The sequence below is a fragment of the Pseudomonas sp. CCNWLW23 genome (genome assembly GCF_037095675.1).
Lineage (GTDB): Bacteria > Pseudomonadota > Gammaproteobacteria > Pseudomonadales > Pseudomonadaceae > Aquipseudomonas > Aquipseudomonas atacamensis.
In genome coordinates, this window is record NZ_JBAWKM010000024.1 from 12,894 (window position 1) to 35,572 (window position 22,679).

The window sequence follows — 22,679 nt, forward strand, 5'->3', positions numbered from 1 at the left end:
TGTGGCAATGCGATCCCCTGTGGCAATGGAATCCTCAGTGGCAATGGGAACCTCTGTGGCGAGGGGATTTATCCCCGCTGGGCTGCGCAGCAGACCCAAACCTTGAGGACCGGTTTCTACAAGCAAATCGCGTGTACCGGTTTTACGACTGCTGCGCAGCCGAGCGGGGATGAATCCCCTCGCCACAGTCATCATCTCAGTCAAAACCGAGTGCTCCCTTTGATCCGCACCGTGGCAATGGGATTCCCTGTGGCAATGGAGTCCTCAGTGGCAATGGGAACCCCTGTGGCGAGGGGATTTATCCCCGTTGGGCTGCGAAGCAGACCCAAAACCTGAGAACCGGTTTCTACAGGCAAATCGTGTGTACCGGTTTCACGACTGCTGCGCAGCCGAGCGGGGATGAATCCCCTCACCACAGTCATCATCTCAGTCAAAACCGGGTGCTCCCTTCGATCGATGCCGTGGCAATGGGATCCCCTGTGGCAATGAGATTCCCTGTGGCGAGGGGATTTATCCCCGTTGGGCTGCGAAGCAGACCCAAACCTTGAGAACCGGTTTCTCCAGGAGAATCGCATGTGCCCGGTTTACGACTGCTTCGCAGCCGAGCGGGGATAAATCCCCTCGCCACAATCATCATTCCAGTCAAAACCGGGTGCTCCCTTCAATCGGTACGGCTTTGATCGTGGCGCGTGGGCCTGATGTCGGCCCCGGCGCTGGCACGCCTTGCGCGGCGCTTGGCAATTGCGGCGCCTGCATGTCGGGCATCGCCCAGCTGCGTTCCGGCTGCAAGCCGCCCTGGGCGCGGCGCATGAAGTCGTAGCGGTTGAGGGTGATGCTGCGCCCTGCTTCGCTGTCGCGGATGATGTACGGGCGCAGGAACACCATCAGGTTGGTCTTGGTGATCGCCCGGCGTTCGTTGCGAAACAGCGCGCCGATCCCCGGCAGGCTGCCCAGCCACGGCACCGCATCATTGCTCTGGCTGTAGCCGTCCTGAAGCAAACCACCGAGGACCATGATCTGCCCATCGTCGAGCAGAATGCTGGTATCAATCGCGCGCTTGTTGGTGACGATGCCCGCCGCAGTCACGCTGTTGGACGCGCGCTCATCAATGCTGCTGACTTCCTGATAGATATCCAGCTTCACCGTGCCACCCTCGGAAATCTGCGGGCGTACGTTGAGCTTGAGGCCGACCTCTTCGCGGGTCACGGTCTGGAACGGGTTGTTGCTGGTGCCCCCGCCGCCAGTGACGTAGCTACCACTGACAAACGGGATGGTCTGGCCGACAAAAATGCTCGCCGCTTCGTTGTCCAGGGTCAGCAGGTTCGGCGTCGACAGCACGTTGGTCCCGCCCTTGCTCTTCAATGCCCGGGCCAGCACTTTCAGGTCGAGAATCTTGCCGATGCCGGGAATGTCGACCGTGCCGTTGACGTAGCCAAGGTTCAAACCCTGCGGCAGCACGTCGATGCTGTTCTTCGCACCGGTGTTGAGCCCCGCGCCACCCAGATTGGCGCCGCCGATCACGCCCTTGCCGCCGAGATCACCGGTCTGCCACTGCACACCGAATTCACTGGCATCGTCCTCGCCGACCTCGACAATCAGGCTCTCGATCACCACTTGCGCACGGCGCTGGTCGAGCAAATCGATGACCTCACGCAGATTGCGATAAAGCGGCTCCGGCGCGGAAATCAGCAGCGTGTTGGTGGTGGCGTCAGCCTGAATCGTCACCCCGCCGGCGCTGAAGGCAACGTTCTGTTCGCTGCTCTGCGTACCGCCACTGCTGCTGCCGCCACCACTACCCTGCGCATAGCTGCCGCCGCTTGCGCCGCTGCCAGTCGTCGTTGAAGTGCCCGTGCTCGGCGTGCTGCTCTGGCCGTTCTGCCCGGCATTGCCGCCGGTGCTGCTGCCCATCGCGCTGAGCACCGACCGCGCCGCGTCGCTGCTGCCGCTGTCACTCTCGCCGGTGAGCAAACCGCGCAACGCCTGCGCCAGTTTCGCCGCTTGGGCGTTGCGCAGATAAACCACATGCAGATTGCTCGGATTGCTCTGCGCGTTGTCGAGTTTGTAAATCAGATTGCGCGCCAACTCCGTGCGCTCGGGGCTGCCGGCACGGATGATGATGGTGTTGGAACGTGGGTCGCCAATCACCGCGATTTTCTGCGTCGGATCATTGCCCGGCGCGTCGAGCAAGTCGGCCACCATCGGCGCGATGTCGGCAGCGATGCCGTTCTGGATCTGCACCACGTCGGTGTCGATCGCGCTCGGCGTGTCGATGCTCTCGATCAGTTGCGCAACGCGGGTGAGGTTCTCGGCGTAATCGGTGATGACCACGGTGTTGTTGCCCGGATAGGCATTGATCGGGTTGTTCGGCGAAACGATCGGGCGCAGCACCGGGATGAGGTTCACCGCGTTCTCGTATTGCAGGCGAAACGTGCGCGTGAGCATGCCGTTGCCGGCCGGTTTGTCGGCGCTGTAGATCGGCCCGCCGAGCAGTTTTGCATCGGCCTCGGGAACCACCTGCGCCACACCGCCGACATCGACCACGCTGAAGCCTTGCATGCGCAACGCCGCGAGCAGCATGTCGTAGGCCTGACGGGCCGGCACCTGACCTTCCGAGACCAAGGTCAGATTGCCCTTGACCCGTGGATCGACGAGAAACTGCTGCCCGGTGGCCCGCGACAATGCACGCACCACCGCCTGAATATCCGCCTCGACAAAATTCAGCGTCACCGGTTGCTCGCCCAACGGATTGCGCGGGCTCGCATTGCTCGGCGCAACACCAGCACTGCGCCCACGCTGACTGATGTTGTGCAACGGCTTGGGCACCGGCCGCGCCTGAGCCTGCGCCCGTTCGCGATCGGCCACCGCATCGCCGCTGCGCTGGGTGTTGGCCAGCGGCCGCCCGAGCTCGCTGTCGACCAACAGCGGCGGCTGATTCTGCGGCGCCGTGGTGCTGTTGCACGCGCTCAATGCCATCAGCAACAACGGCAGCGCCAGACGTGCCGGTTTGCAGCGTGACTCCTTCATGAAGCTTCCTTAGCGCCCTGCGCCTGATCCATGCGAACGGTGCCTGACAATGTGCCGGCGGTGACATCGGTCGAGGTTTCGTTTGCGCGTTGCAACTGCGCTTCGACCACCTGCAGAGAAAGTTGTGACGGCTGGCTGAGCAGCCAGTCGAGCAGCGCATCGGCCGGCGCGGCGTCGACATTCAACTGCCACGCGCCGTCCTCCGCCGCGTGTAATTGGTAATGCCCGGCGAGCCCCGCCGCTTGCAGACTTTGCTCCAGCGACTGGCCAACGTTCTGCCCCAGCGGCCTCACATTGACGCTGCGCAACAGCACTTCCAGTGCTTCGGTCTGCGCGCGCAACTTGGGCGTTTCGCTCTGCCAAAAAGTGATCCTGGCCAATGGCGGCTTGACCAGCATCAGCCAGATCAGCAGACCGACAAGCACCAGCGCCATGCCGCCGACCATGCGTTTCTCACGCAGCGCCAACGGCTGCCAACGCGCCTGCAACTGGCTGCTGAAGCGCTGCCAGCGCGCACGGTAAATCGCCAGCGTCGCCCTACTCATCGTCTGCTCCGCTGTCGTCGTCTTCGTTGGTGTTGGCGCTGGACTCATCGCTCGGGCGCAGTGTCCAGCCTGCGTCATCGGCAGTTACGCTGATGCCGGCCTGGGCCAAGGTGCTTTGCCAGTCCTTGTCGTTGCCGCCACGGTTTGCATCGCTGAGCAGCGCCAGCTGCAAGACGCCGTCGCGATAGGTCAGGCGCTCGACACTGCCGGCCATGAACGGCATGCCCGTGCCGGCCTGCAACACCAGCCGATTGAAGTTCTGCGCCGGGTCATCGACCGCGCCTTTTTGCCGCTCCTCCAGTTGCTGACGCGCCTGTTGCAGCGGGTTGAGAATCACCGGCAATTCGGGAAAGGCCTGCTTCACCCGCTGACTCATCTGCGCCTTGAGCTGCTGGCCCTGCCGCGCTTCGCGGGCGGCGTACAGATTCAGGCCGACCACCCAGACTGCCACGGCCAAAGCCACACACCCGACAGCGCGACCCCAGCCACGTTGCTCGCCGCCGCTTTGCTGCAGCCCCCCGTGCAAACCCCAACCGGGCAATGGACCGATCCAGCGTTGTGTCGCGTCAGCTTCAAACGATGCCTCATCAACTTCGTCACCGAGCAACGGCTCAACCTGCGCACTGTTCAAACTCTCGCGACGGAGCAAATGCCCGTCCGCCACACAAGCGACAACCCCCGGCAGCACTGGCAGGCTGTACGGCGCCGGATACAAACCGCGCAGACTCAAACCCGCCTGCTTGAGTACCGCAGCCAGACGCTGCAAGTGCTGCCGCGAGACCCAGGCAATCTGCACCTGCCCGCTCGCATCGCGAGAGCTGTGGCCGATATGCATCTGGCTGCTGTCACCAAGCATCAGCGCCTGCGCCGCACACTGCACAGCTGCCGCCGTTTTGTTCGCGGGCAGTGGCGGCAGATCAATGCTGGCGAGCAGGCTGTCGGCCGGATGCAGAAAACAGAGCAGCGGTGGTTGCTTCGGCCGTTGCCCCAGCTGACTCAAAGTGAGCCGCTCCTCACGGATGACCTGCCCCTGACGATCCAGCCAGGCGCAGCTCACTTCGCTGTGCAACTCCAGCTCCGCCAATGGCGGCAACGCGACGCGCAACTGGCTCATGCGCCCACCCGCGACCAGATCACCTGCGGCAGCCGATCCTCGCTGCGGTGCAGCAAAGCATCGAGGCTGACCCGGCGCTGATCACGCCGCGCTTCACCGCGCAAACGAAACCAGTCACTGGTGATGCCGACCTTGACGCTGCTCATTTCCAGCTGCGGCATGCGCAAGCGGTTCACGAAATCGCCGCGATTGATAAACCAGCGCCCCGCGTCACGCTCGGCAATCAACGCCGTCGCCCGCTCCAGCGAAAGCCCCGGCACATAAGCCGCCAGCACCTGCGCCGTGGCGGTGTTGCCGTTGATCCACGTCGTCGCCGGAATCACCGTCACGTACGGCGCCAGTTGGCCGATCAGCGCATCGGTCAAGCCTTCGACGCTGCGCAAATCATCCAGCGTGCGCAGCATCGGCACCTTCGGCGGTGGCGGTTTGTGATCGGCATCGGGCGAAGTGGCGCGGCCGCTGTCGAGACCTGCTTTGCCCGTCGCGCCAATCTGTGCATTCAGTAGATGCGGATAACCGGCAATCACGCGCTGACGAATGCGCTGCCCGACAACGGCGCTCACACCGATCAACTCGCACAAGCGCTCGAACGCCTGCACTTGCGCCTCATCAATGCGCTCATTGGCGACCAGATTGCGCAGGTTGAACTTGCCCTGCTCGTCCTCCAGTCGCCCGGCAAAACCCGCCGCCAACAACGGCTGCGCCCAAGGCTGATCGCGCCGGGTCAACGGATCACGCAGCCGCGCATCCCAGAGCAACTGCCGGCTGATCTCCAGACCACCCTGCGCGACCCAACGCCCCTGCACCCGCTGCTGATCGGCCTCCAGCGCCCGGGTCGCCACGCTCTGACGCGTCAACATCCCCGCCGCAATCACCGCCACCACGGCGGCAATCAACAACGCGCTGATAATCGCCATGCCCCGTTGCTTCGCCCCGTTGAGCGAACCTGTGTTCACGGCTGGCCTTACAACTGCCAGGAACCGATATCGGCATTCACGCCATCGCCGTCCGGCTGGCCATCGGCGCCGAGGGAAAAGATATCGACCTCACCGTTCGCGCCCGGGTTGAGGTACTGATAAGGCCGGCCCCACGGGTCATTGGGCAAACGCTCCAGGTACGAACGCCAGTTGCTGTTCTTCGCATCCGCCGGCCGCTCGACCAGCACCTTCAGCCCCTGATTCATGCTCGGATACGTGCCGTGATCGAGGCGATACAACTTCAACGCCTGCATCAACCCACCAATATCCTGCTTCGCCGCCGTCGCCCGCGCCTGATCCGGCCGGTCGAGCACCTTGGGCACCACCATCGCCGCCAGAATCCCCAGAATCACCACCACCACCATGATCTCAATCAAGGTAAAACCCTGCTGCCCACGCGGCATGCGCGGCGACTGACTGAGCGTGTTCAAAGGTGCGATATCCATCTCGACATTCCCTGGCTTGATCCGAATTCGACGCGCAGTGTTGCAAGAAGATATGTCAGGGATGTTGAAAATCCTCGGGTGTTTCCGTCGTCAAGCCGTCAAGGACGGGGGTTAGCGTCGAGGGCTGGGTTTTGGTTTTGGGCCATGTATGCGCGCGCGAACGCGAGAGGAAGGATTCACCCTGATTGAAGTGCTGGTGGCACTGGCAATCATCGCCGTCGCCATGTCAGCCGCCGTGCGCGTCGCGGGGTTGATGACGCAGAGCAGTGGGGTTTTAAGGGATCGGTCGGTGGCGATGATTGCCGCGCAGAGCCGGATGGCTGAGCTACGGCTGGAAGGTCGATTGCCGAATGGGGTGAAGGCTGTTGAATGTGATCAAGGACGGCTTATGTTGCGCTGTGAACAGGTGATCGCCAGCGCAGAGAATGGACGGTTGCTCAAGGTTGGAATCCAAGTATTTGATCGCAATCAGGATGCGCCGCCGTTGGCCAGACTGGAGACCCTGTTGTCACGGCCAGGAAGCCCCTCACCCTAGCCCTCTCCCGAGGGAGAGGGAACCGATTCGGGGATGTTCGAGAAATACGCCGACCTGAACGCATCGCTCTGAATCCATAATCAACGCGGTCGCTCAGGTCGATGTAAAACGCAAGACACCTCGGTCGGCCCCCTCTCCCTCCGGGAGAGGGCTGGGGTGAGGGGCTCTTTTACTCGAGTGTCTACAGGTCTCAGGCATACGCAGCTATGCAGCAATGGAAACTCCGGCAATACACCAGAATCACACCGACCAGAACGCAGCATCACAAATCCATAATCAACGCGCACGCTCAGGTCGATGTAAAACGCAAAACACCTCGGTCGGCTCCCTCTCCCTCCGGGAGAGGGCTGGGGTGAGGGGCTTTTCTGCCGCACCTAAAATCCCAAGGCCCAGCGCCGGACCAAGGCCAACAACATCACCCCGCCACCTCCAAATTATCCATCACCCGATTCACCGCCAGCTCCCCCAACATGATCAGTTGAGCTACCCCCAAAAACGCCCGCCGCTGCGGCGCTGGCAGCAAACTGGAAATGTCCTGAGCAATCGTCTTCGCCGAAGCAAGCGTTTCACTCGCATCAGCCAGCAGTTCTTCATTCTTGGTATCCGCCGTCACCGCATACATCCCACGCGCCTTGCGCGGCGGAGGCAGGAGATTGTTTGGCGACAGGTAATGGTCAAGCGCGCGGTCAGCGGCTTCGTGGAGTTTGTTGGAATCGAGGGATTCGTAGGGAGACGTGGGGTCGGTTTCGGGCGGGTTGGGTGTGGGTTTGATCATGGTGAAGCTCCTTGATTATTGGAGCCGCCACGTTTCGCTGCGAAACGAAGAGAGGTGGCAGCTGTACGCAGGTTCGCAGACCGGGAATCAAGGAACCCGGCATACCCGAAGGTATCCCGCGCACAGCCGCCATAAAGCATCACTGCCAAAAATGACAACGAACTGGAGCGCTGTGCGCCTTGATTGACCCGGGCTGCGAAACCCGATCGCTGATTCGTCAGCGACCGCACCACGATAGAACTCGCTCCCTAGGCGCACAAGCCGGCGGATTCTGGCGTAGCTGTAGGCAAAGGCGCAAGGATATGTAGCCTGGGTGCGTGACTGGAGATGTCTTTTTAAACGTTGGTGTTCAACACGTCCTATCGCGCTCCGATTTCTAAAAACGATCCGTCATCCGTTGCCAGGGATTACCTTAGCTCGCCCGGTCTTTATGACGCCAAACAGTCAACTAATAATTTGTAAGTAGATATTGAGCGCATCGCCTGCCTCGGGCATGCTGCGCGCAGCACATTTACATGGACAGTAAAAACGTTATGCACCCCTCCAAGGATATGCCCATTCTTCTCACGTACACGCTGGACACCACCGCACTATTTTGGCAGCCGATATCCATCGCCCCCTTATCGACTCCATTCAGGCCAAGGAAAACTGAAACTTTGAAAAGGAATTATTCATGAGTGGCAAACCCGCTGCGCGAGTCACAGATCCAACCAGTTGCCCGCTTCCTGGGCATGGCACAAACCCTATTGTCAGCGGTTCGCCCAATGTGAATTTCGATGGCCTTGCTGCCGCTCGAATGACAGATAAGTCCGCGTGCGGTAGCCCAATCACGGGCGCCGTCAGCAGTACGGTATTCATCAATGGGCTGAACGCTGCGACTAAAGACAGTATCGGCGGCCACGGCAACGTGGTTATCGGCGGATCCGGCACGGTCATTATTGGCGACACCGTCGTATCAGCGCCCTTCAGCGGTCTGCTGCCAATGCCGGTGCACTTTAGTGACAAGTTCAGACTGGTTGACCAAGAGTCTGGAAAACCGTTAGCCAATTTTGAATACGCCATTCAACGCGCTGACGGCAGCATGGAGCACGGCGTAAGTGATCCGATGGGATACACGCACATAGTGAGTTCGCACCTGCCTGAAACCATCAAGCTGTTTCTTGAGGATTAAGGCATGGCTGAAGTGATTAGCAAAAGTGGCAGGAAGATGTCTCCCGTCGCCACGCGAGAAGTGACGGCCGTCAAAGACACCACCCCAAAAACTGTAGCGCTGGACGCTAAAAAACAGATAAGACGGGCAGAGAATGAAGAGTATTTGAAGGATAAGAACGTAAAGGCCTTTTTGGCTGCCATCGCCAAAGCCGAAGGCGGTGACTACCACGCGAAATATGGATACGGCTGGGCAAAGGGCTTTCAGACCGGGAAATGGACGTTCACTGATGAATCAACCCATCCTGGCGCCGGCTTCGGCGGATCCACAACGGCATCGGGCTTGTATCAGATAACCATTGCCACTTGGCGCGAGTATGGCGGAAAGATGGGGTTGACCGATTTTACGCCTCATACGCAAGACCTTATCGCGGTCGACATGCTGCGCACCCTGGGTGTGATCGACAAGATCAAGGCCGGCGACATTCCAGGCGCGATGCCGAAAGCAGCAACAAGGTGGGCGGCACTTCCCGAAGGTCCCGGCAAAAAGAATCACTACCCCCCGCAACATTACGTCGAGTATCCGGAGTTTTTGTCCAGCTACAAAGCCGCTGGAGGAACAACCAAATGAAGGCTTCAACCCTCGTATTTGTGGCACTTTATTGCATGGGTGTCAGCGCAACGTTTGCCGATGACTCACAGGCGTCAAACGACAAGCGCGGGCCAGCAGGCATCGTCGTCGGTGAGCGTTTGGCTGCGGCCAAGTCCAAGCTCGTCAAACAAGGATGGAAGCCAACGCCGATGCACACCACCGACGGGTATGAATACAGTGGCGTGGAGAAGGAGCTGGCTACACGCAAGTACTTCGAACTGGACACCTGCTCGTTTGATAGCTCGCGCTGCATCTTGTACTACTCAAAGAAAGGCGCTTGCCTGCGCGTCGATACCATCGGTGAGCAGTTCAACGACATGACGGTGACGCGATGGACCCGTGAATGTCCTGAAGCGGCTCAATAATCACGCAAAAATAAACCGACCCGCTCCCACAGGTTTCAGCGACGAACACAATATCCGGGACCAACGCAGAACCCTGTGGGAGCCAGCCTGCTGGCGAAAGCGGATTATCAGGCAGCACAAACAGTGCATCAGCCATCGCTGCCTGCCCTACTCCACATCAACCCGGCAATTCCAAATTATCTAGCGCCCGATTCACCGCCAGCTCCCCCAACATGATCAGTTGAGCAACCCCCAACAACGCCCGCCGCTGCGGTGCCGGCAACAGACTGGAAATGTCCTGAGCAATCGTCTTCGCCGAAGCAAGCGTTTCACTCGCATCAGCCAGCAGTTCTTCATTCTTGGTATCCGCCGTCACCGCATACATTCCACGCGCCTTACGCGGCGGAGGGAGGAGATTGTTTGGAGACAGGTAATGATCAAGCGCGCGATCAGCGGCTTCGTGGAGCTTGCTGGAATCGAGGGATTCGTAGGGAGACGTGGGATCGGTTTCGGGTGGGTTGGGCGTGGGTTTTGATCACGAGTGAACCATGGCACTTCGACAATCCGAAATTAGTTCATCCAGATAAGGGGATATTTTCTCCGCGTCTACGAAAGCTAGAGCCTGATTAGCGGCTTCCCGTAGAGGCTGCCATTCACATTGATCAAATATCGACCGATCATCGCAATGGATAGCCGACTCAGGCAAGGAACTGCACAAGTCCCAGACATGCTGCAGTCCACTCCGAACATCCTTTTGCATCGCGGCCCCACACACTGTTAGTGCTTCATGCAAAGGCAGCATTGTTTTCGACCAAACCTCACAGGCTGGGCAATCAGGAATCGTTTGTCGCTGCTCATCAGCATTCATAGCCAAGAAGGTAAGCCCCCGAATTGCCAAGCAAACAGCAAGAACTCGTCGGTACTCGCTGTGCCCGTACCAGTTCCAAATCGTAGTTGAAAACTCCATCACCAACTCCGCGAGGTCGGTTGACCATTCAAATGTGAGTCCATCGAGTGAATTCCTTTAACGTTCTAAAGACAGCAACCGACCCACTATCATGAACTTCAGCGCCGGCCACAGAACCAGCGATCCACACCAACCCCCGCGGGAGCGAGCCTGCTCGCGAAGGCGCCAAAGCTTACTCCAATCAAGCCTTGGCCCCGTCTTCTAAATCACCCCGCCACCTCCAAATTATCCATCACCCGATTCACTGCCAACTCCCCCAGCATGATCAGTTGAGCAACCCCCAACAACGCCCGCCGCTGCGGTGCTGGCAGCAAACTGGAAATGTCCTGTGCAATCGTCTTCGCCGAAGCAAGCGTTTCACTCGCATCGGCCAGCAGTTCTTCATTCTTGGTATCCGCCGTCACCGCATACATCCCCCGCGCCTTACGTGGCGGCGGCAGGAGATTGTTTGGCGACAGGTAATGATCGAGAGCGCGGTCAGCGGCTTCGTGAAGTTTGTTGGAATCGAGGGATTCGTAGGGAGACGTGGGATCGGTTTCGGGCGGGTTGGGTGTTGGTTTGATCATGAGTGAATCTCCAAATCATAGAAAAGGAGCCATCATCTTTTCGCTACCAAACGAAGGGGGTGGTGGCCATACGAAGGTTGGTAGACCGGTGACTTGGAAAACCGGCGCGCCCGAAGACGCCCTGCGCATGGCCACCATAAAGACACAACCCCAAAAAGGACTGAATCGGGTGACGCTATGCGCCAAGTCTAAACCGGGCTACCAAACCCGATCGCTGATTCGTCAGCGACCCGACCACAATAGAACCCGCCCCCAAGGCGCACAAGCCGGCGGATTCTGGCGCAGCTGTAGGCAAAGGCGCAAGGATGTGTAGCTTGAGAGAGTGACTAGAGATGTCTTTTTAAACATTGTCGTTTATCGAGACTTCATACTCATCACGTATCTTTAAATCGGTCCGCCCCCCATGTCTCTGCCTTACCCCTAGCGAAATGCTCAACAACCTCGCCCCCCTTCTAGATACTGCTGACCGAAGATTGCCTATCGGATGCTCGATCTTTTCCAGCGTCTGGTATAGGCCGAGCACCTGGAAGTAGGAGTCAGTCCTTGCCCAGCAGATTTTGGTTTTATCCAAAAAGCCAAGGGTGATTAATTGACATAAGCATTAATGCTGCTTAGCTATTGAATGATGCGTGAAAAATCCAAGGGGAAGCCATGACCGACCAGGGAGTTGAAATCGCACACATATCATTTTTTCTCGCAAGAGAAGATAAAAAAATCGGTTCCATACTTGATCAAAAAAAAGACATTTTAAAGAACTTATCCGCAAGCGAATTTAGATTCAAAGTTCAAGATATCGATTGTCACTTTATATACTTTGAAACCACAAGCGTAAAATCAAATCCGCCATGGCTAAATTTTATTAATGAAAAACTCCCTCTGAACGATGCGCCACTCTTCAGTTCAAAAAATAGGAATCCAAATGGGATTTTATTTTTAACCATCAATCGCCGAGTGTTTGCAGCTACATTTGGACGGAGTGCCGTAAGCTATCTTGATCGCCATGCCTTTGAGCCGGACTTCGGAATTAAAACAGCCATGAACATGTGTGGCAACGAAGAAATACGCCAGACAAAAAGTGAGAGCCACGCAATTACACCAACACATATTGATAGGCAGGTAAATAAACCGGCTGACGCTTTCGCTTTTGGCCTTAGCGAAGCGGAAGACCTGCGTTATATTTCGGCTCACATGAAGAACCATAAAAACATAACCCTTCAAGGCCGAAACAACTTAACAATAAAAATCGTTGGAAAAGAGAAGCTTAACTGGCACATATTAATCGACTATTGCGAAGATTTTCTAGTGGCTTATGCAAGCAGAGAGTACACCAAACTATTCCCAAATTACAAACATTTCGACGAGGCAACGGAGTCAGACAGCAATACTCTAAATGAGTATCTAATCAACCAACTCCGTTTGAAAAACACAAGCAATATTAGCCTCGGAATCCCAGAAGTACTAATTGACTCAGACTACGGGTTCGCATACTCAAACAACAAAAAAACGGGCGATAAAACTTATGCATATTTAGAAATTCGCCAAATATACGAACATATAAGTGCAGAAAAAATAACCGCTAAAAACCTAAAATCAAAACATATTTATGCGTACTCATATGAAGAGGACCAAGTGCTTGGCTATAAGAAATGGCCGCTATATAACTGCCTATCTTTTGAGCATGCTCTAGGAGAGAGATATTTTGTATTGAGTGATGGGAAATGGCTGGAGGTAGATAACGATTTCTACAGCGAAATAACCAACTTCACTCAAATCACGCTCCACGAAGAGGCTTGCGAGGAGATTTATAGGGGGATCGATATCAGCGACGATGAAAAAATGCAGAATAGAGAGAGCATCTTTAACAAGACAATCTGCGAAATACGCCCCTCATGCGTTTTGTTTGACCAAGCAAAACTTCAAATCGGTTCTGGTCGCAAAGACAAAGAATTTTGTGACATCCTAGATCTCACGAATGACAATAAAATTAGAATCATTCATTGCAAACCATACAAAAATGCCTCTTCAACAAACTATTTATTTTCACAAGCTCAATTCTATTGCCATGCATTCATTAACGATCAACCTTTCCTCGGAGAGATCAGGAAACATATAGATTTATCCACCAGTACAAAAAAAACAGAATACTTAGATTACATCAAACCCAACATAGCGGACATACACGGCAAAGACTATGTTGTTTGCCTATGGCTACTGTGCGATCAGCACGCAGCGACTCCGGTTAAAACTGAAATACCATTGATGGCTCAATATGAATTGAAACTGATGCACGAACATTTGCGAAACACATGCAAGTTTCAGGATGTCATAATACGATTTATCCCGGTCATCAAGAAGAATTACATCAAAGCTATTTCCAATTGACAAATTGGAAAAAATTTTCACATTACTTAACCATGATTCAAAAGGAGTGACATGGCTATTGACCTGGTAAAGATTGCTCAATCAATTTCGAAAACTGGTTTCAAACTGGAGTATGAAATCGGACAAACCTTGAGAAAAAACGGATGGCACCTGATTAGCAACCGTTGTTATATTGATGACCTAGAGGGAACGGTAAGGGAGATTGATCTACTAGCCTATAAAGTTACAAACCTAAAAGACTTAAGCATTTACACCGTAATAATTATAAGCTGCAAAAAAAACGAAGCTAACTCATGGGCTCTTCTATCTCGCCCGGTGGACGACAAAGACCCCAACTATAATTGGCGCCCTTTTAAAGGCTGGACTAACCATCCTGCAATACATCACTACATGTCAAAAATGACATGGTCTCCGTCTTATCACGAAAAACTATCAAAAGCATGCCCAATGTTATTTTCCGCACCAAATGTAGACGTATTCGCCTTCCAAGAAATGAGCAAAGCAAATTCGTCCCCTCAAAACGACAAAAATATATTTTCCTCAATCACATCACTAATGAAGGCGCAGTCTTATGAGATGAGTATTTTGAAGGAACGCCAAAAAAACAAAAAACGAATTTATCAATTTAATCTAGCATCAATCATTGAAAGCGAATTAGTGAGAGTCTTATTTCAAGATGATGACATCTCAGCAGAATCAGTGAACGCCGAGGACTACCTTTGCCGATACATACTAAACCAAAAAGAGGAAGTAGCCAGAATTAAATTTATCACTGCAAGCGCATTCCCAGACATTTTACGACAATATTCTATAGTACACGCAAGCAATTGCGAATTCATTCAGGAAAGTTATGATAAATTTTATCGCGACGCATACAAGGACTGGTCAAAAACCCAAGTACTATTACCAGATTTTAACACCTTAGCTAAACCTGCTTTACGGATGGCTCTTTACCGACACACTCGTAAATTCGCCACAACTTCAGATCTTTCTTTAAGCTGGAGTGAAAAAAAAGAAGCATTGTCAGTAGATATCGATGCGGACGATATTGATCTTGATATGGTTGCCAAATTGAACCAAGACAAGCAGTTTAAAAAAGAGATAGCGACCGCTATGGCAAATGTGTTCCATTACGAAGGTGATTTCTCATTCGATATAGGAATTCCATTCTAACAGTTTTACATTTCTGCTTTAATTCGTTACGAAACAGATGTCTTATATCAAGACAACGATTTGGATACCTATTGCTCAACAATGACCTTAGGAGTCGGCATTTAAAGAAATCAGACAAGGATGCGCTTTTCCTGTTCTCCCTCTACTTCTTCTTAGACTTAAGCAGTTTGCTATAAGAGTAGTAAAACAACCTAACTTCTACTATAGAACTCACGGCCTCACCAACCTCGGCATCTCCACCCCCTCCCCCAACCTCTCAACCCCCAGCCTCACCCTCTCCCCACCCCGCTCAATCACCACCCCATCCCCCTCAACCCCCACCAACTTCACCCCTACCCCAACCTTCTCCCCCACCAAAAAACTCCTCGGCGCTCCATCATTCAAACTCAATATCGCCACCGTCCCGCTCCCGCCTGCGATCACTCCACTCACCTTGATATCCAACGGCGCGGTCTCATTGGAAAACCACTGCAACGCCGGGCTGTCACTTTTCGCCGCAAGCACTTGCGGGGCGGCTGCGGGGGTGTGGGATTCCGCCGAGGTCAGCAGCAGCGACGACCATGTCGCGACGCCCACCAGGGCGGCGAGCAGTGCCAGGGCCTGGACGGTTTGCGCCGGGGTAATCCGTGCGGTGAGTTTCATGGGTTGTCGCTCCTTGTTGTCCCTGTTGCCAGCCTACGCGGCAATTCTCTCCGTTTTATTTCACATGCCTTACATGTTCGCCGGGCACGATGGGGTGGGACGCCAAGGAGCGCGTGGGTGATGAGCAGGCAGCAAGGTTTTACGTTGATCGAGTTGATGGTGGTGCTGGTGATCATCGGGATTGCCAGTGCGGCGATCAGTTTGAGTATCAAGCCCGATCCGTTGCAGTTGTTGCGCAAGGATGCCGAGCGGGTTGCGCAGTTGTTGCAGGTGGCACAGGCCGAGGCTCGCGCGGATGGCCGGCCGATTGTGTGGGTGGCGGATGCCAAGGGGTTTCGCTTTGGGCGGCGTGGGGATAATAGCGTGGGGTTTGAGTCGTTCAAGGAGGATGCGCAGTTGCGGCCGCGTGCGTGGCAGAGCCCGAAGGTCGAGGTGCGTGTGGAGCCGCGGCAGACGGTGGTGCTGAATGCCGAGTGGATCAATCCGCCGTTGCGGCTGATTTTGTCTGATGGGGCCAATCGGCTGAGTGTGCTGCGCGATGGCAGTGGGCGGATCAGTATTCAATGAAGACTCAGCAAGGGTTCACTCTGATTGAGGTGATGGTCGCGATTCTGTTGATGGCGGTGGTGAGTCTGATTGCCTGGCGCGGGCTGGACAGTGTCACGCGGGCGGACAGTCATTTGCAGGCGAGCAGTGAGCAGAGCGACGGATTGTTGCGGGTGTTGAATCAGTTGCAGCGGGATGTGGACATGCGCGCGGGGGTGGAGTTGAGCGAGCCGCGCAAGGTCGGGGCTGAGGATGAGGCGCCGACCGCGCCGCCGGCGGTGACGGTGCGTAGTAGTGATAGCAAGGGGTTTCGGCTGGACATTATTCGTAGCGCGGCGGATCAGCCGGGGGCGTTGCAGCGGGTTCGCTGGTGGGTCAAGGGGGATACGTTGTATCGGGCGGTGGCTGAGGCGCGCAGTCGCTATCCGTTGCCGGCGCCTGGGAATGGGGTTGCAGTGTTGAGTGAGGTGAGTGATGTGCAGGTGCGGGTTTGGGAGGTGGACAAGGGCTGGCGGCAGTTGAGCGGAAATCGGCGGGAGGATCCGTTGGGGTTGGAGATTAGTTTGAGTCGGCAGACGGCGCAGGGGGTTGAGCGGTATCGGCAGGTGATTGGGTTGTTGCAATAGCCGGGATCACCGCAGTTTTTGTAGGAGTGAGCCTGCTCGCGATTGCGGTGGGTCAGTCAATGTTGTTGTTACTGGTAGACCGCTTTCGCGAGCAGGCTCGCTCCCACAATTGAATTGGGGGCAGTCAGCTTTAGGTTGGGTGGCTGTTAGGCCGTTATCGCTGGCAAGCCAGCTCCCACAGGGATCGAGTGCGACCGGAAGATATTGGTCAGCTGGTAGACCGCTTTCGCGAGCAGGCTCGCTCCCACAATTGGGTTGGGGGCGGTCAGTTGCAGGTTGGGTGGCTGTTAGACCGTCATCGCTGGCAGCCAGCTCCCACAGGGATCGAGTGCGACCGGAAAATATTGGTCAGCTGGGCAACCGCTTTCGCGAGCAGGCTCGCTCCCACAATTGAATTAGGGGCAGTCAGCTTTAGCTTGGTTGGCTGTTAGGCCGTCATCGCTGGCAAGCCAGCTCCCACAGGGATCGAGTGCGACCGGAAGATATTGGTCAGCTGGTAGACCGCTTTCGCGAGCAGGCTCGCTCCCACAATTGGGTTGGGGGCGGTCAGTTGCAGGTTGGGTGGCTGTTAGACCGTCATCGCTGGCAAGCCAGCTCCCACAGGGATCGAGTGCGACCGGAAGATATTGGTCAGTTGAGCAACCGCCTTCGCGAGCAGGCTCGCTCCCACAGGGGAGCTGTGTGTGGCAGGCAGTTAGCTGAGCACTACGACGCCGCCCGGCAGTTCGGTGCATTTGACGCCGTAGGCGTCGCGGATCAGCAGGGCGACGCCGGCGAGTTGGTCGAGGTTGAAGCGAGCCTGGACGCGGCGTTGGCCGAGTTCGCGGTTGAGCAGCAGGAGCATGCCGGGGCGGTAGCGGTTGATTTCGTCGATCATCTGGCTGAGGGTGGCGCCGTTGAACACCAGCACTTGTTGGCGCCAGTTCATCACGGCGGCGGTGTCGACGGTTTGTACGTTGCCGATTTGCCGTGCGTCGTAGGTGACTTGCTGGCCCGCTTCGAGACGCAGGTTGCGGCCGTCGATAGCGACGTCGACCGCGCCGTCGAGGCAGGTCACGCAGACTTGCTGGTCGGTGTTGCGCAGGTTGAAGCGGGCCTGACTGGCGCGCAACCACCCTGCTCCGGCCTGCATCGCCAGTGGCAGGCGTGCGGTCTGCACTTCGACTTCGCCGCTGACCAGTTCAAAGCCCTGCACACCGTGTTCGACGCTGCGCTGGTTGATGCGGGTCTGGGTGTTGAGTTCGAGGCTGACGCCTTGCGCCGGTTCGACCCGACGTTGCTGGCCGACTTCGGTGATGTAGTCGGCGCCCAGTCCTTCGAAGCCACCGGGAATGGTGCCGCGCACCAGCAAGAAAGCGGCTGACGCGGCAATCGCACCGCCGAGAAATGCCCGTCGACCGAAGCTGCGTCGGCCCTGCACGGCTTCGGCGGCCGGTTGCAGGTGATGCCATAGCCGCTTGGCTTCTTCGAAGGCCCGGGCGTGTTCGCCACTTTGCGCGCACCATTCGCGCAGGGCGCGGGCGTCGGCGACAGTGGCGCGGCCCGAGGTCAGCAGGATCAGCCAGTCGTGGGCTTCGCTGTGCAGAGACTCGGTGGCCGAGGGCTCGGCGGGTTTCAGTCGAAAGATGTTCAAACGCGCAAATTCTCAACGGATTAATCGGGTCACTATTCGCTAGACGGTTTTCCGGCCCCGCGACCGAACCGCTGAAACACTTTTCTTTCCAGTTTCGCTGCGCAGAAGCCCAGCGCGGCTTTGATTTCCTTCTCGACCATGCGCGTGGAAATGCCGAAACGCTGGGAGATTTCCAAGTGCGGCGCCTCTTCCAGCCGCGCGGCGATGAAGATCCGTCGACGCCGTGCGGGCAGTTCGTACAAGGCGCTGAGCAGGGCCTGCATCTCTTTTTGCCCGCCGACCACCCGCGCCGGGTCGAGGGCTTCGTCGCCCAGTTGCAGCAGTTCCTCGACTTCGGTGCCGGTGAGCAGGCGCGCATCGGCCTGACGACGGTCGGCGGCAATGTTGAGGGCCATGCGATACAGATAGGCGTTGGGCTTGAGCAGGTTTGGCGGGGTCTCCATGCGATCGACCCGCAGCCAGGTTTCGTGCAGCACGTCATTGGCCAGGTCCTCGGAACCGAGGCGGCGGCGCAGGCGCACGCGAAAATCCTCGTAGGAGCTGAGGAACAGCTGGCCCATCACGCTTTGTCCGGCGTCTTTCATCCCCCGGAAACTCCTTCCCATCTCGTGCATTCCATGCGTTTCCCTGACGACTCCGGTAACAACAGCAACGTGACCGGCTGGCGCAAGGCGCTGGGCGTCGGCCGATCGATTGTGAGGTTGCGAAAACTTTCCACCAGCGCGCTATCGCGCCGTACATCGCCGGTCGAAGTGACCAACCGGTTGTGCTGCACCACGCCGTCGCGCCCGACCCACACCTGCAACACCGCGCGATAACTGCCCGGCCGGGTCAGCGGCGAAAGGCACAGCTTGCGCTCGATCGCCGCTTGCACCGCCGTCGCATAACTGCGGTTGACCGCGACAGCGGCCGGCGTGGGTTTGTCCGTCGGCACTGGCAGGTCTTCCACCTGCGCCGCTTGCAGAGTGAACGCGTCGGCGCGGGCGTAGCGCGCCATCAACCCGGTGCCGCCGAGCAGATGGCGCAAGGCGTGGGCGGCGGTGAATTCGCCATCCACGGCGAGGGAGCGACGGCCCCGGCTCAACTGACTGTCGACCAACACCGCGACGCCCGTGGCGCGGCTGTATTGATCCAGCGCCCGGGCGAGTTCCTGCGCCGGGATGTGCAAGGTCATGCGCATGTCCGCCGCTGCCGGATCTGCGTTGGCCGCGTTGGCCAGCAGACCGAGCAGCCACCCCAGACCCGCACGACGCACAAGCGTCGCCGAGCGCTGAAGACTGATCCGCGAACTGCCTCGCTGCACGACTGGCGCACCCCTGAAAATCGCTATCCTGCGGGGCATTTATGACTCTGGTATGACGGGCGGTGCAAAAAAACCATCACGGGTTTTGCGCCGCGCTTGCACTAGACTCAAACCCAGAGCGGCCCAATCGGGCGGGCCAGGAGGCGGACATGAAAACACGGTGGATGTGGGTCTTGCTGATGACGGTGGGCGCGGCGCAGGCGGAGGAGCCGCTGGGTTGTGTCGAGGTCACGGTCGGCGGTTACAAGGCGCCGAATTACGATTGCCTGAGCCAGCAGATGGGCAACAACCCCGACGGCGCGGCGGCGGCGCAGAAGAACATGGAAGCGTTGAATGTGCCGGTGCACAAGCGCGCGCCGAATCAGGTCGGACTGGCGACCCCGGCCGCGACCAGTACGCGGATGGGGAATACGTTTGGCACATCAGTGAAACCGCAGCGACCGCCGCAGTGAAGGACTGATCGTTCCCACGCTCCTGCGTGGGAATGCAGCCTGGGACGCTCTGCTTCCCATTGGAACGCGGAGCGTCCCTTGAGGCATTCCCACGCTGAGCGTGGGAACGATCGGCGTGTACCTCTTCTTTCTCTCGTTTTGTTTTTACGACGCAACTCAATCACTCGGGGTCTGGCGGAAGCTCACGGCCAGGCGGTTCCAGCTGTTGATGGTGCTGACCGCAACCGTCAGGTCCACCAGTTCACCTTCATCAAATTGCTCGCGCGACTGTTGGTAAACGTCATCCGGCACGTGGCTTTCGGCCAACAGCGTCACCGCCTCGGCCCAGGCTAGCGCCGCGCGTTCGCGGGGGTTGAAGAAGTTGCTGTCGCGCCACACCGCGATCGCGTAAAGGCGCCGATCGCTCTCCCCGGCTCGCCGCGCGTCCACCGAATGCATGTCAGTGCAGAATGCGCAGCCGTTGAGTTGCGAGGCGCGGATCCGGATCAATTGCAGCAGCGGCGCTTCGATACTCAGGTTGGCGGTCAGTGCCTCCATGGCAAGCATCGCTTTCATCGCCTTGGGCGACGCGCTGTAGTAATCCAGACGCAGGGACATGGCGCGGCTCTCGGCAGGCGGAATGATGAGTTCACGGTAAGGGTTGTGCGGGCTGTGTTACAGCCCCAATTCCACGAATTTCGGCTACACCACTGCCCCCCTACCTTTACGCGCTGATCGTTCCCACGCTCCGCGTGGTAACGCCTCCAGTGACGCTCTGCGTCACAGTGGACGCGGAGCGTCCATGGCTGCATTCCCACGCGGAGCGTGGGAACGATCAGGTAACTGACACACCGCCTTCGCGAGCAAGCTCGCTCCCACAGGGACTTGCGCCAATTTGCGGTTTTTACTCCACGCAACTACTGCCAAAAGTCCAACAACGCTAATCTGACCGACACTTCACTCAACACCCGGGAGCCTCGTCGGTATGGAACTTCATGTCGTGATCAACGGCCGCAAGGATCTTGCCGGTCAGTTGTATCAGCAGTTGCGCGCGGCGATTGAATCCGGGCGACTGGCGGCGGGTACGCAGTTGCCGCCGAGTCGCTTGCTGGCCGAGCAATTGGGCATCTCGCGCAAGACCATTTCCGACACCTATGCGCAGCTGACCTACGAAAATTTCCTCACCGGCGTCATCGGCAAAGGCACCTACGTCAACGCCCGCCCGGCACAGGTGCAGCGCAAGCAGAGCCACACCGAGCTGGCCAGTGCCGAAGTGATCGAGAGCTGGCGCAATCTGCCGGTGTTCCTCCGTCACCCGACGCTGGAAGGTTCGCTGCGCTACGACTTCATCGGTGGCGCCACCAGCAAAGGCCAGTTCCCGCACGACGACTGGCGCCGCTGCGTCGCCCATGCGATGCGGCAGATGGCGCAGTCGAAAGGTTTCTACAGCGTCGCCGAAGGCTTGCCGTCGCTGCGCAATGCGATCGCCCGGCACATCGCCTTTTCTCGCGGCATCAACTGTCAGGACGAGGACATCGTGGTGTGCAACGGCGCGCAGCAGGCGCTGGACCTGATTGCCCGGGTACTGACCCGCCCGGGCGACCTGGTGGCGATGGAAGATCCGGGCTATCCACCCGCGCGCTTGCTGTTCGGCACCCACGGCGCCGAAGTGGTCGGCGTGCCGGTGGATGCCGAGGGTATTCAGGTCGAGCAGATTCCCGATGGCACGCGGCTCATTTACGTCACCCCCTCGCACCAGTTTCCGCTGGGCATGGCCATGAGTCAGGCGCGCCGCGAGGCCCTGCTCGCCCGTGCCCACGAGCTCGGCGCGATCATCATCGAAGACGACTACGACAGCGAATTCCGCTACGAAGGCCGGCCTACCGACTCGCTGTACAACCTCGATCAGCGCGGCATCGTCGCCTACGTCGGCACCTTCTCGAAGACCCTGCTGCCAGAGTTGCGCCTGGGCTACGCGATCCTGCCGCCGTCGATCATCGAGGCGGTCATTCGCGCCAAGCAGTTGACCGATCTGCACGCCTCGACCCTGCCGCAGTGGGCGCTGGCCAAGTTCATCGCCGAAGGTTGCCTGCTCAAGCACATCCGCCGCTGCCACACGATCTACGCGCAACGCCGCGAGCGCATCCTGGAGCGCATGGCCACCGATCTTGCGCCATGGCTGCAAGCCGTGCCGGCCAGTGCCGGGTTTCACATGGCGGTGTTCTGCAAGGTGCCGATCGATTTGCCGTTGGTCATCGAGCTGGCGAAAAAGGTCGAGGTCGGTCTCTATGCGATCAGTGGTTTCTACTACCAGCAGCCGGCGAAAGAAGGCCTGTATTTCGGCTTCGGCGCCATCGAAACCCTGGACATCGACATCGCCCTCGATCGCCTGCGCGACATCCTCGAACAGCTGTCATGAGCCGTTGGTATAAGGCTTTTACCGCCGATTGGTTATTGGTGATTCAGGGCAGCAGGCCTATTCTGCACAGGCGTTATCCCTCAGTGAGCAGGATTCGTCCGGCCTGATTCAGGAGTGTGAGCAATGTCCAACGAAGTGATCAACACGGTTGAGGTCAAGGCGGTTGCGGGCCGCTCGGAAGAGCTTGGCAAGCAATTGCAGAAGATCGTCGATACCCTGCGCGAAACCCCGGGCTGCGATTCCTACCTGGTCGACCGCTGCCCCGAGGACAGCCACCGCTGGACGGTCAGCGCGCGCTGGCAGTCGGAAGCGGCGATGCAGGCGCATTTCAACCGGCCCGAGGCGCAGGGGTTTATCGACCTGATCGATAGCCGCCTGGCCAATAGCGTGGATTTCAACAGCTTTCCCATCGTCTAAAAGCAAGATCAAA

General features: G+C 57.7%; 24 protein-coding genes and 1 pseudogene. 11 read left to right on the forward strand and 14 right to left on the reverse strand.

All coding sequences use genetic code 11. The features are described 5' to 3' along the window. The 6 genes from V8J63_RS23915 to gspG form a co-directional block, all read right to left on the reverse strand. The coding region (locus tag V8J63_RS23915; protein WP_336464708.1) for a hypothetical protein at window positions 1-204 on the reverse strand (204 nt) is incomplete at its 3' end. Window positions 205-642: 438 nt separating this feature from the next. Next, window positions 643-3,024 carry a type II secretion system secretin GspD gene (gspD, locus tag V8J63_RS23920; RefSeq protein WP_336464709.1) on the reverse strand — a complete coding sequence of 794 codons (2,382 nt, stop codon included), beginning with the start codon at window positions 3,022-3,024 and terminating at the stop codon, window positions 643-645. Beyond that, window positions 3,021-3,569 (reverse strand): type II secretion system protein GspM, encoded by a 549-nt coding sequence (gene gspM / locus V8J63_RS23925; protein WP_336464710.1) that lies wholly within the window; start codon window positions 3,567-3,569, stop codon window positions 3,021-3,023. Before gspM ends, gspD begins: the two co-directional genes overlap by 4 nt. Further along, entirely contained in the window at window positions 3,562-4,683 is a 1,122-nt protein-coding gene (gspL, locus tag V8J63_RS23930) for a type II secretion system protein GspL (RefSeq protein ID WP_336464711.1), read from the reverse strand. Before gspL ends, gspM begins: the two co-directional genes overlap by 8 nt. Further along, a complete protein-coding gene (gspK, locus tag V8J63_RS23935) occupies window positions 4,680-5,600 on the reverse strand; it encodes a type II secretion system minor pseudopilin GspK (RefSeq protein ID WP_336464712.1) in 921 nt (306 codons plus the stop codon). Before gspK ends, gspL begins: the two co-directional genes overlap by 4 nt. Before the next feature lie 47 nt (window positions 5,601-5,647). Next, the gene (gspG, locus tag V8J63_RS23940) at window positions 5,648-6,106 is read right to left on the reverse strand and encodes a type II secretion system major pseudopilin GspG (protein WP_076562599.1); all 459 of its coding nucleotides are present in this window, start codon (window positions 6,104-6,106) and stop codon (window positions 5,648-5,650) included. 148 nt (window positions 6,107-6,254) lie between these two features. Between gspG and gspI the strand changes: the two genes are divergently transcribed. Then, on the forward strand, window positions 6,255-6,641 hold the full coding sequence (gene gspI, locus V8J63_RS23945; protein WP_110600310.1) for a type II secretion system minor pseudopilin GspI: 387 nt from the start codon (window positions 6,255-6,257) through the stop codon (window positions 6,639-6,641). Window positions 6,642-7,056: 415 nt separating this feature from the next. Here the strand turns inward: gspI and V8J63_RS23950 are convergent, their stop codons facing one another. After that, window positions 7,057-7,416, reverse strand: coding sequence for a DUF6124 family protein (locus V8J63_RS23950; protein ID WP_125927374.1), 360 nt, complete (start codon window positions 7,414-7,416; stop codon window positions 7,057-7,059). Window positions 7,417-8,089: 673 nt separating this feature from the next. On the opposite strand from V8J63_RS23950, the gene V8J63_RS23955 reads away from it, so the two are divergent. Genes V8J63_RS23955 through V8J63_RS23965 form a run of 3 tightly spaced genes read left to right on the forward strand, consistent with a single transcriptional unit; the run spans window position 8,090 to window position 9,582 of the window. Then, complete coding sequence (locus V8J63_RS23955) at window positions 8,090-8,587, forward strand: PAAR domain-containing protein (protein WP_125927373.1); 498 nt, start codon at window positions 8,090-8,092, stop codon at window positions 8,585-8,587. 3 nt (window positions 8,588-8,590) lie between these two features. Next, window positions 8,591-9,196 carry a hypothetical protein gene (locus tag V8J63_RS23960; protein ID WP_201278865.1) on the forward strand — a complete coding sequence of 202 codons (606 nt, stop codon included), beginning with the start codon at window positions 8,591-8,593 and terminating at the stop codon, window positions 9,194-9,196. Continuing rightward, window positions 9,193-9,582, forward strand: a complete 390-nt coding sequence (locus V8J63_RS23965) for a hypothetical protein (protein WP_130888356.1) — start codon at window positions 9,193-9,195, stop codon at window positions 9,580-9,582. The genes V8J63_RS23960 and V8J63_RS23965 overlap by 4 nt, the downstream gene beginning before the upstream one ends. A 157-nt stretch (window positions 9,583-9,739) precedes the next feature. Here the strand turns inward: V8J63_RS23965 and V8J63_RS23970 are convergent. Next, window positions 9,740-10,093: pseudogene (locus V8J63_RS23970) on the reverse strand (DUF6124 family protein); the annotation flags it as partial. A gap of 641 nt (window positions 10,094-10,734) precedes the next feature. After that, window positions 10,735-11,094, reverse strand: a complete 360-nt coding sequence (locus V8J63_RS23975) for a DUF6124 family protein (RefSeq protein ID WP_016774969.1) — start codon at window positions 11,092-11,094, stop codon at window positions 10,735-10,737. Between the two features lie 651 nt (window positions 11,095-11,745). Between V8J63_RS23975 and V8J63_RS23980 the strand changes: the two genes are divergently transcribed. After that, window positions 11,746-13,476 carry a DUF6119 family protein gene (locus tag V8J63_RS23980; protein WP_336464713.1) on the forward strand — a complete coding sequence of 577 codons (1,731 nt, stop codon included), beginning with the start codon at window positions 11,746-11,748 and terminating at the stop codon, window positions 13,474-13,476. Between the two features lie 51 nt (window positions 13,477-13,527). Next, complete coding sequence (locus V8J63_RS23985; RefSeq protein WP_336464714.1) at window positions 13,528-14,649, forward strand: hypothetical protein; 1,122 nt, start codon at window positions 13,528-13,530, stop codon at window positions 14,647-14,649. Window positions 14,650-14,859: 210 nt separating this feature from the next. Here the strand turns inward: V8J63_RS23985 and V8J63_RS23990 are convergent, their stop codons facing one another. Beyond that, window positions 14,860-15,291 carry a type II secretion system protein N gene (locus V8J63_RS23990; protein ID WP_336464715.1) on the reverse strand — a complete coding sequence of 144 codons (432 nt, stop codon included), beginning with the start codon at window positions 15,289-15,291 and terminating at the stop codon, window positions 14,860-14,862. A gap of 120 nt (window positions 15,292-15,411) precedes the next feature. On the opposite strand from V8J63_RS23990, the gene V8J63_RS23995 reads away from it, so the two are divergent. After that, a complete protein-coding gene (locus tag V8J63_RS23995) occupies window positions 15,412-15,858 on the forward strand; it encodes a GspH/FimT family pseudopilin (protein WP_336464716.1) in 447 nt (148 codons plus the stop codon). After that, complete coding sequence (locus V8J63_RS24000) at window positions 15,855-16,463, forward strand: prepilin-type N-terminal cleavage/methylation domain-containing protein (RefSeq protein ID WP_016774975.1); 609 nt, start codon at window positions 15,855-15,857, stop codon at window positions 16,461-16,463. Before V8J63_RS23995 ends, V8J63_RS24000 begins: the two co-directional genes overlap by 4 nt. A 694-nt stretch (window positions 16,464-17,157) precedes the next feature. Here V8J63_RS24000 and V8J63_RS24005 read toward each other — a convergent pair. From V8J63_RS24005 to V8J63_RS24015, 3 genes are read right to left on the reverse strand one after another with little or no spacing between them, the layout of a single operon-like run. Continuing rightward, window positions 17,158-18,096, reverse strand: coding sequence for a FecR family protein (locus tag V8J63_RS24005; RefSeq protein WP_336464717.1), 939 nt, complete (start codon window positions 18,094-18,096; stop codon window positions 17,158-17,160). A 32-nt stretch (window positions 18,097-18,128) separates the two neighbouring features. Continuing rightward, window positions 18,129-18,680, reverse strand: coding sequence for an RNA polymerase sigma factor (locus V8J63_RS24010; protein ID WP_122698125.1), 552 nt, complete (start codon window positions 18,678-18,680; stop codon window positions 18,129-18,131). Next, window positions 18,677-19,399 (reverse strand): STN domain-containing protein, encoded by a 723-nt coding sequence (locus V8J63_RS24015; protein WP_336464718.1) that lies wholly within the window; start codon window positions 19,397-19,399, stop codon window positions 18,677-18,679. Before V8J63_RS24015 ends, V8J63_RS24010 begins: the two co-directional genes overlap by 4 nt. A gap of 149 nt (window positions 19,400-19,548) precedes the next feature. On the opposite strand from V8J63_RS24015, the gene V8J63_RS24020 reads away from it, so the two are divergent. Next, entirely contained in the window at window positions 19,549-19,851 is a 303-nt protein-coding gene (locus V8J63_RS24020; RefSeq protein ID WP_016774979.1) for a hypothetical protein, read from the forward strand. Between the two features lie 156 nt (window positions 19,852-20,007). On the opposite strand, the gene V8J63_RS24025 is transcribed toward V8J63_RS24020, so the two are convergent. Next, complete coding sequence (locus V8J63_RS24025) at window positions 20,008-20,448, reverse strand: carboxymuconolactone decarboxylase family protein (protein WP_336464719.1); 441 nt, start codon at window positions 20,446-20,448, stop codon at window positions 20,008-20,010. A 367-nt stretch (window positions 20,449-20,815) separates the two neighbouring features. On the opposite strand from V8J63_RS24025, the gene pdxR reads away from it, so the two are divergent. Continuing rightward, window positions 20,816-22,249 carry a MocR-like pyridoxine biosynthesis transcription factor PdxR gene (pdxR, locus tag V8J63_RS24030; protein ID WP_336464720.1) on the forward strand — a complete coding sequence of 478 codons (1,434 nt, stop codon included), beginning with the start codon at window positions 20,816-20,818 and terminating at the stop codon, window positions 22,247-22,249. 123 nt (window positions 22,250-22,372) lie between these two features. Next, window positions 22,373-22,666: a putative quinol monooxygenase gene (locus tag V8J63_RS24035; protein WP_016774982.1), complete on the forward strand. Its 294-nt coding sequence runs from the start codon at window positions 22,373-22,375 to the stop codon at window positions 22,664-22,666. Window positions 22,667-22,679: the final 13 nt, after the last annotated feature.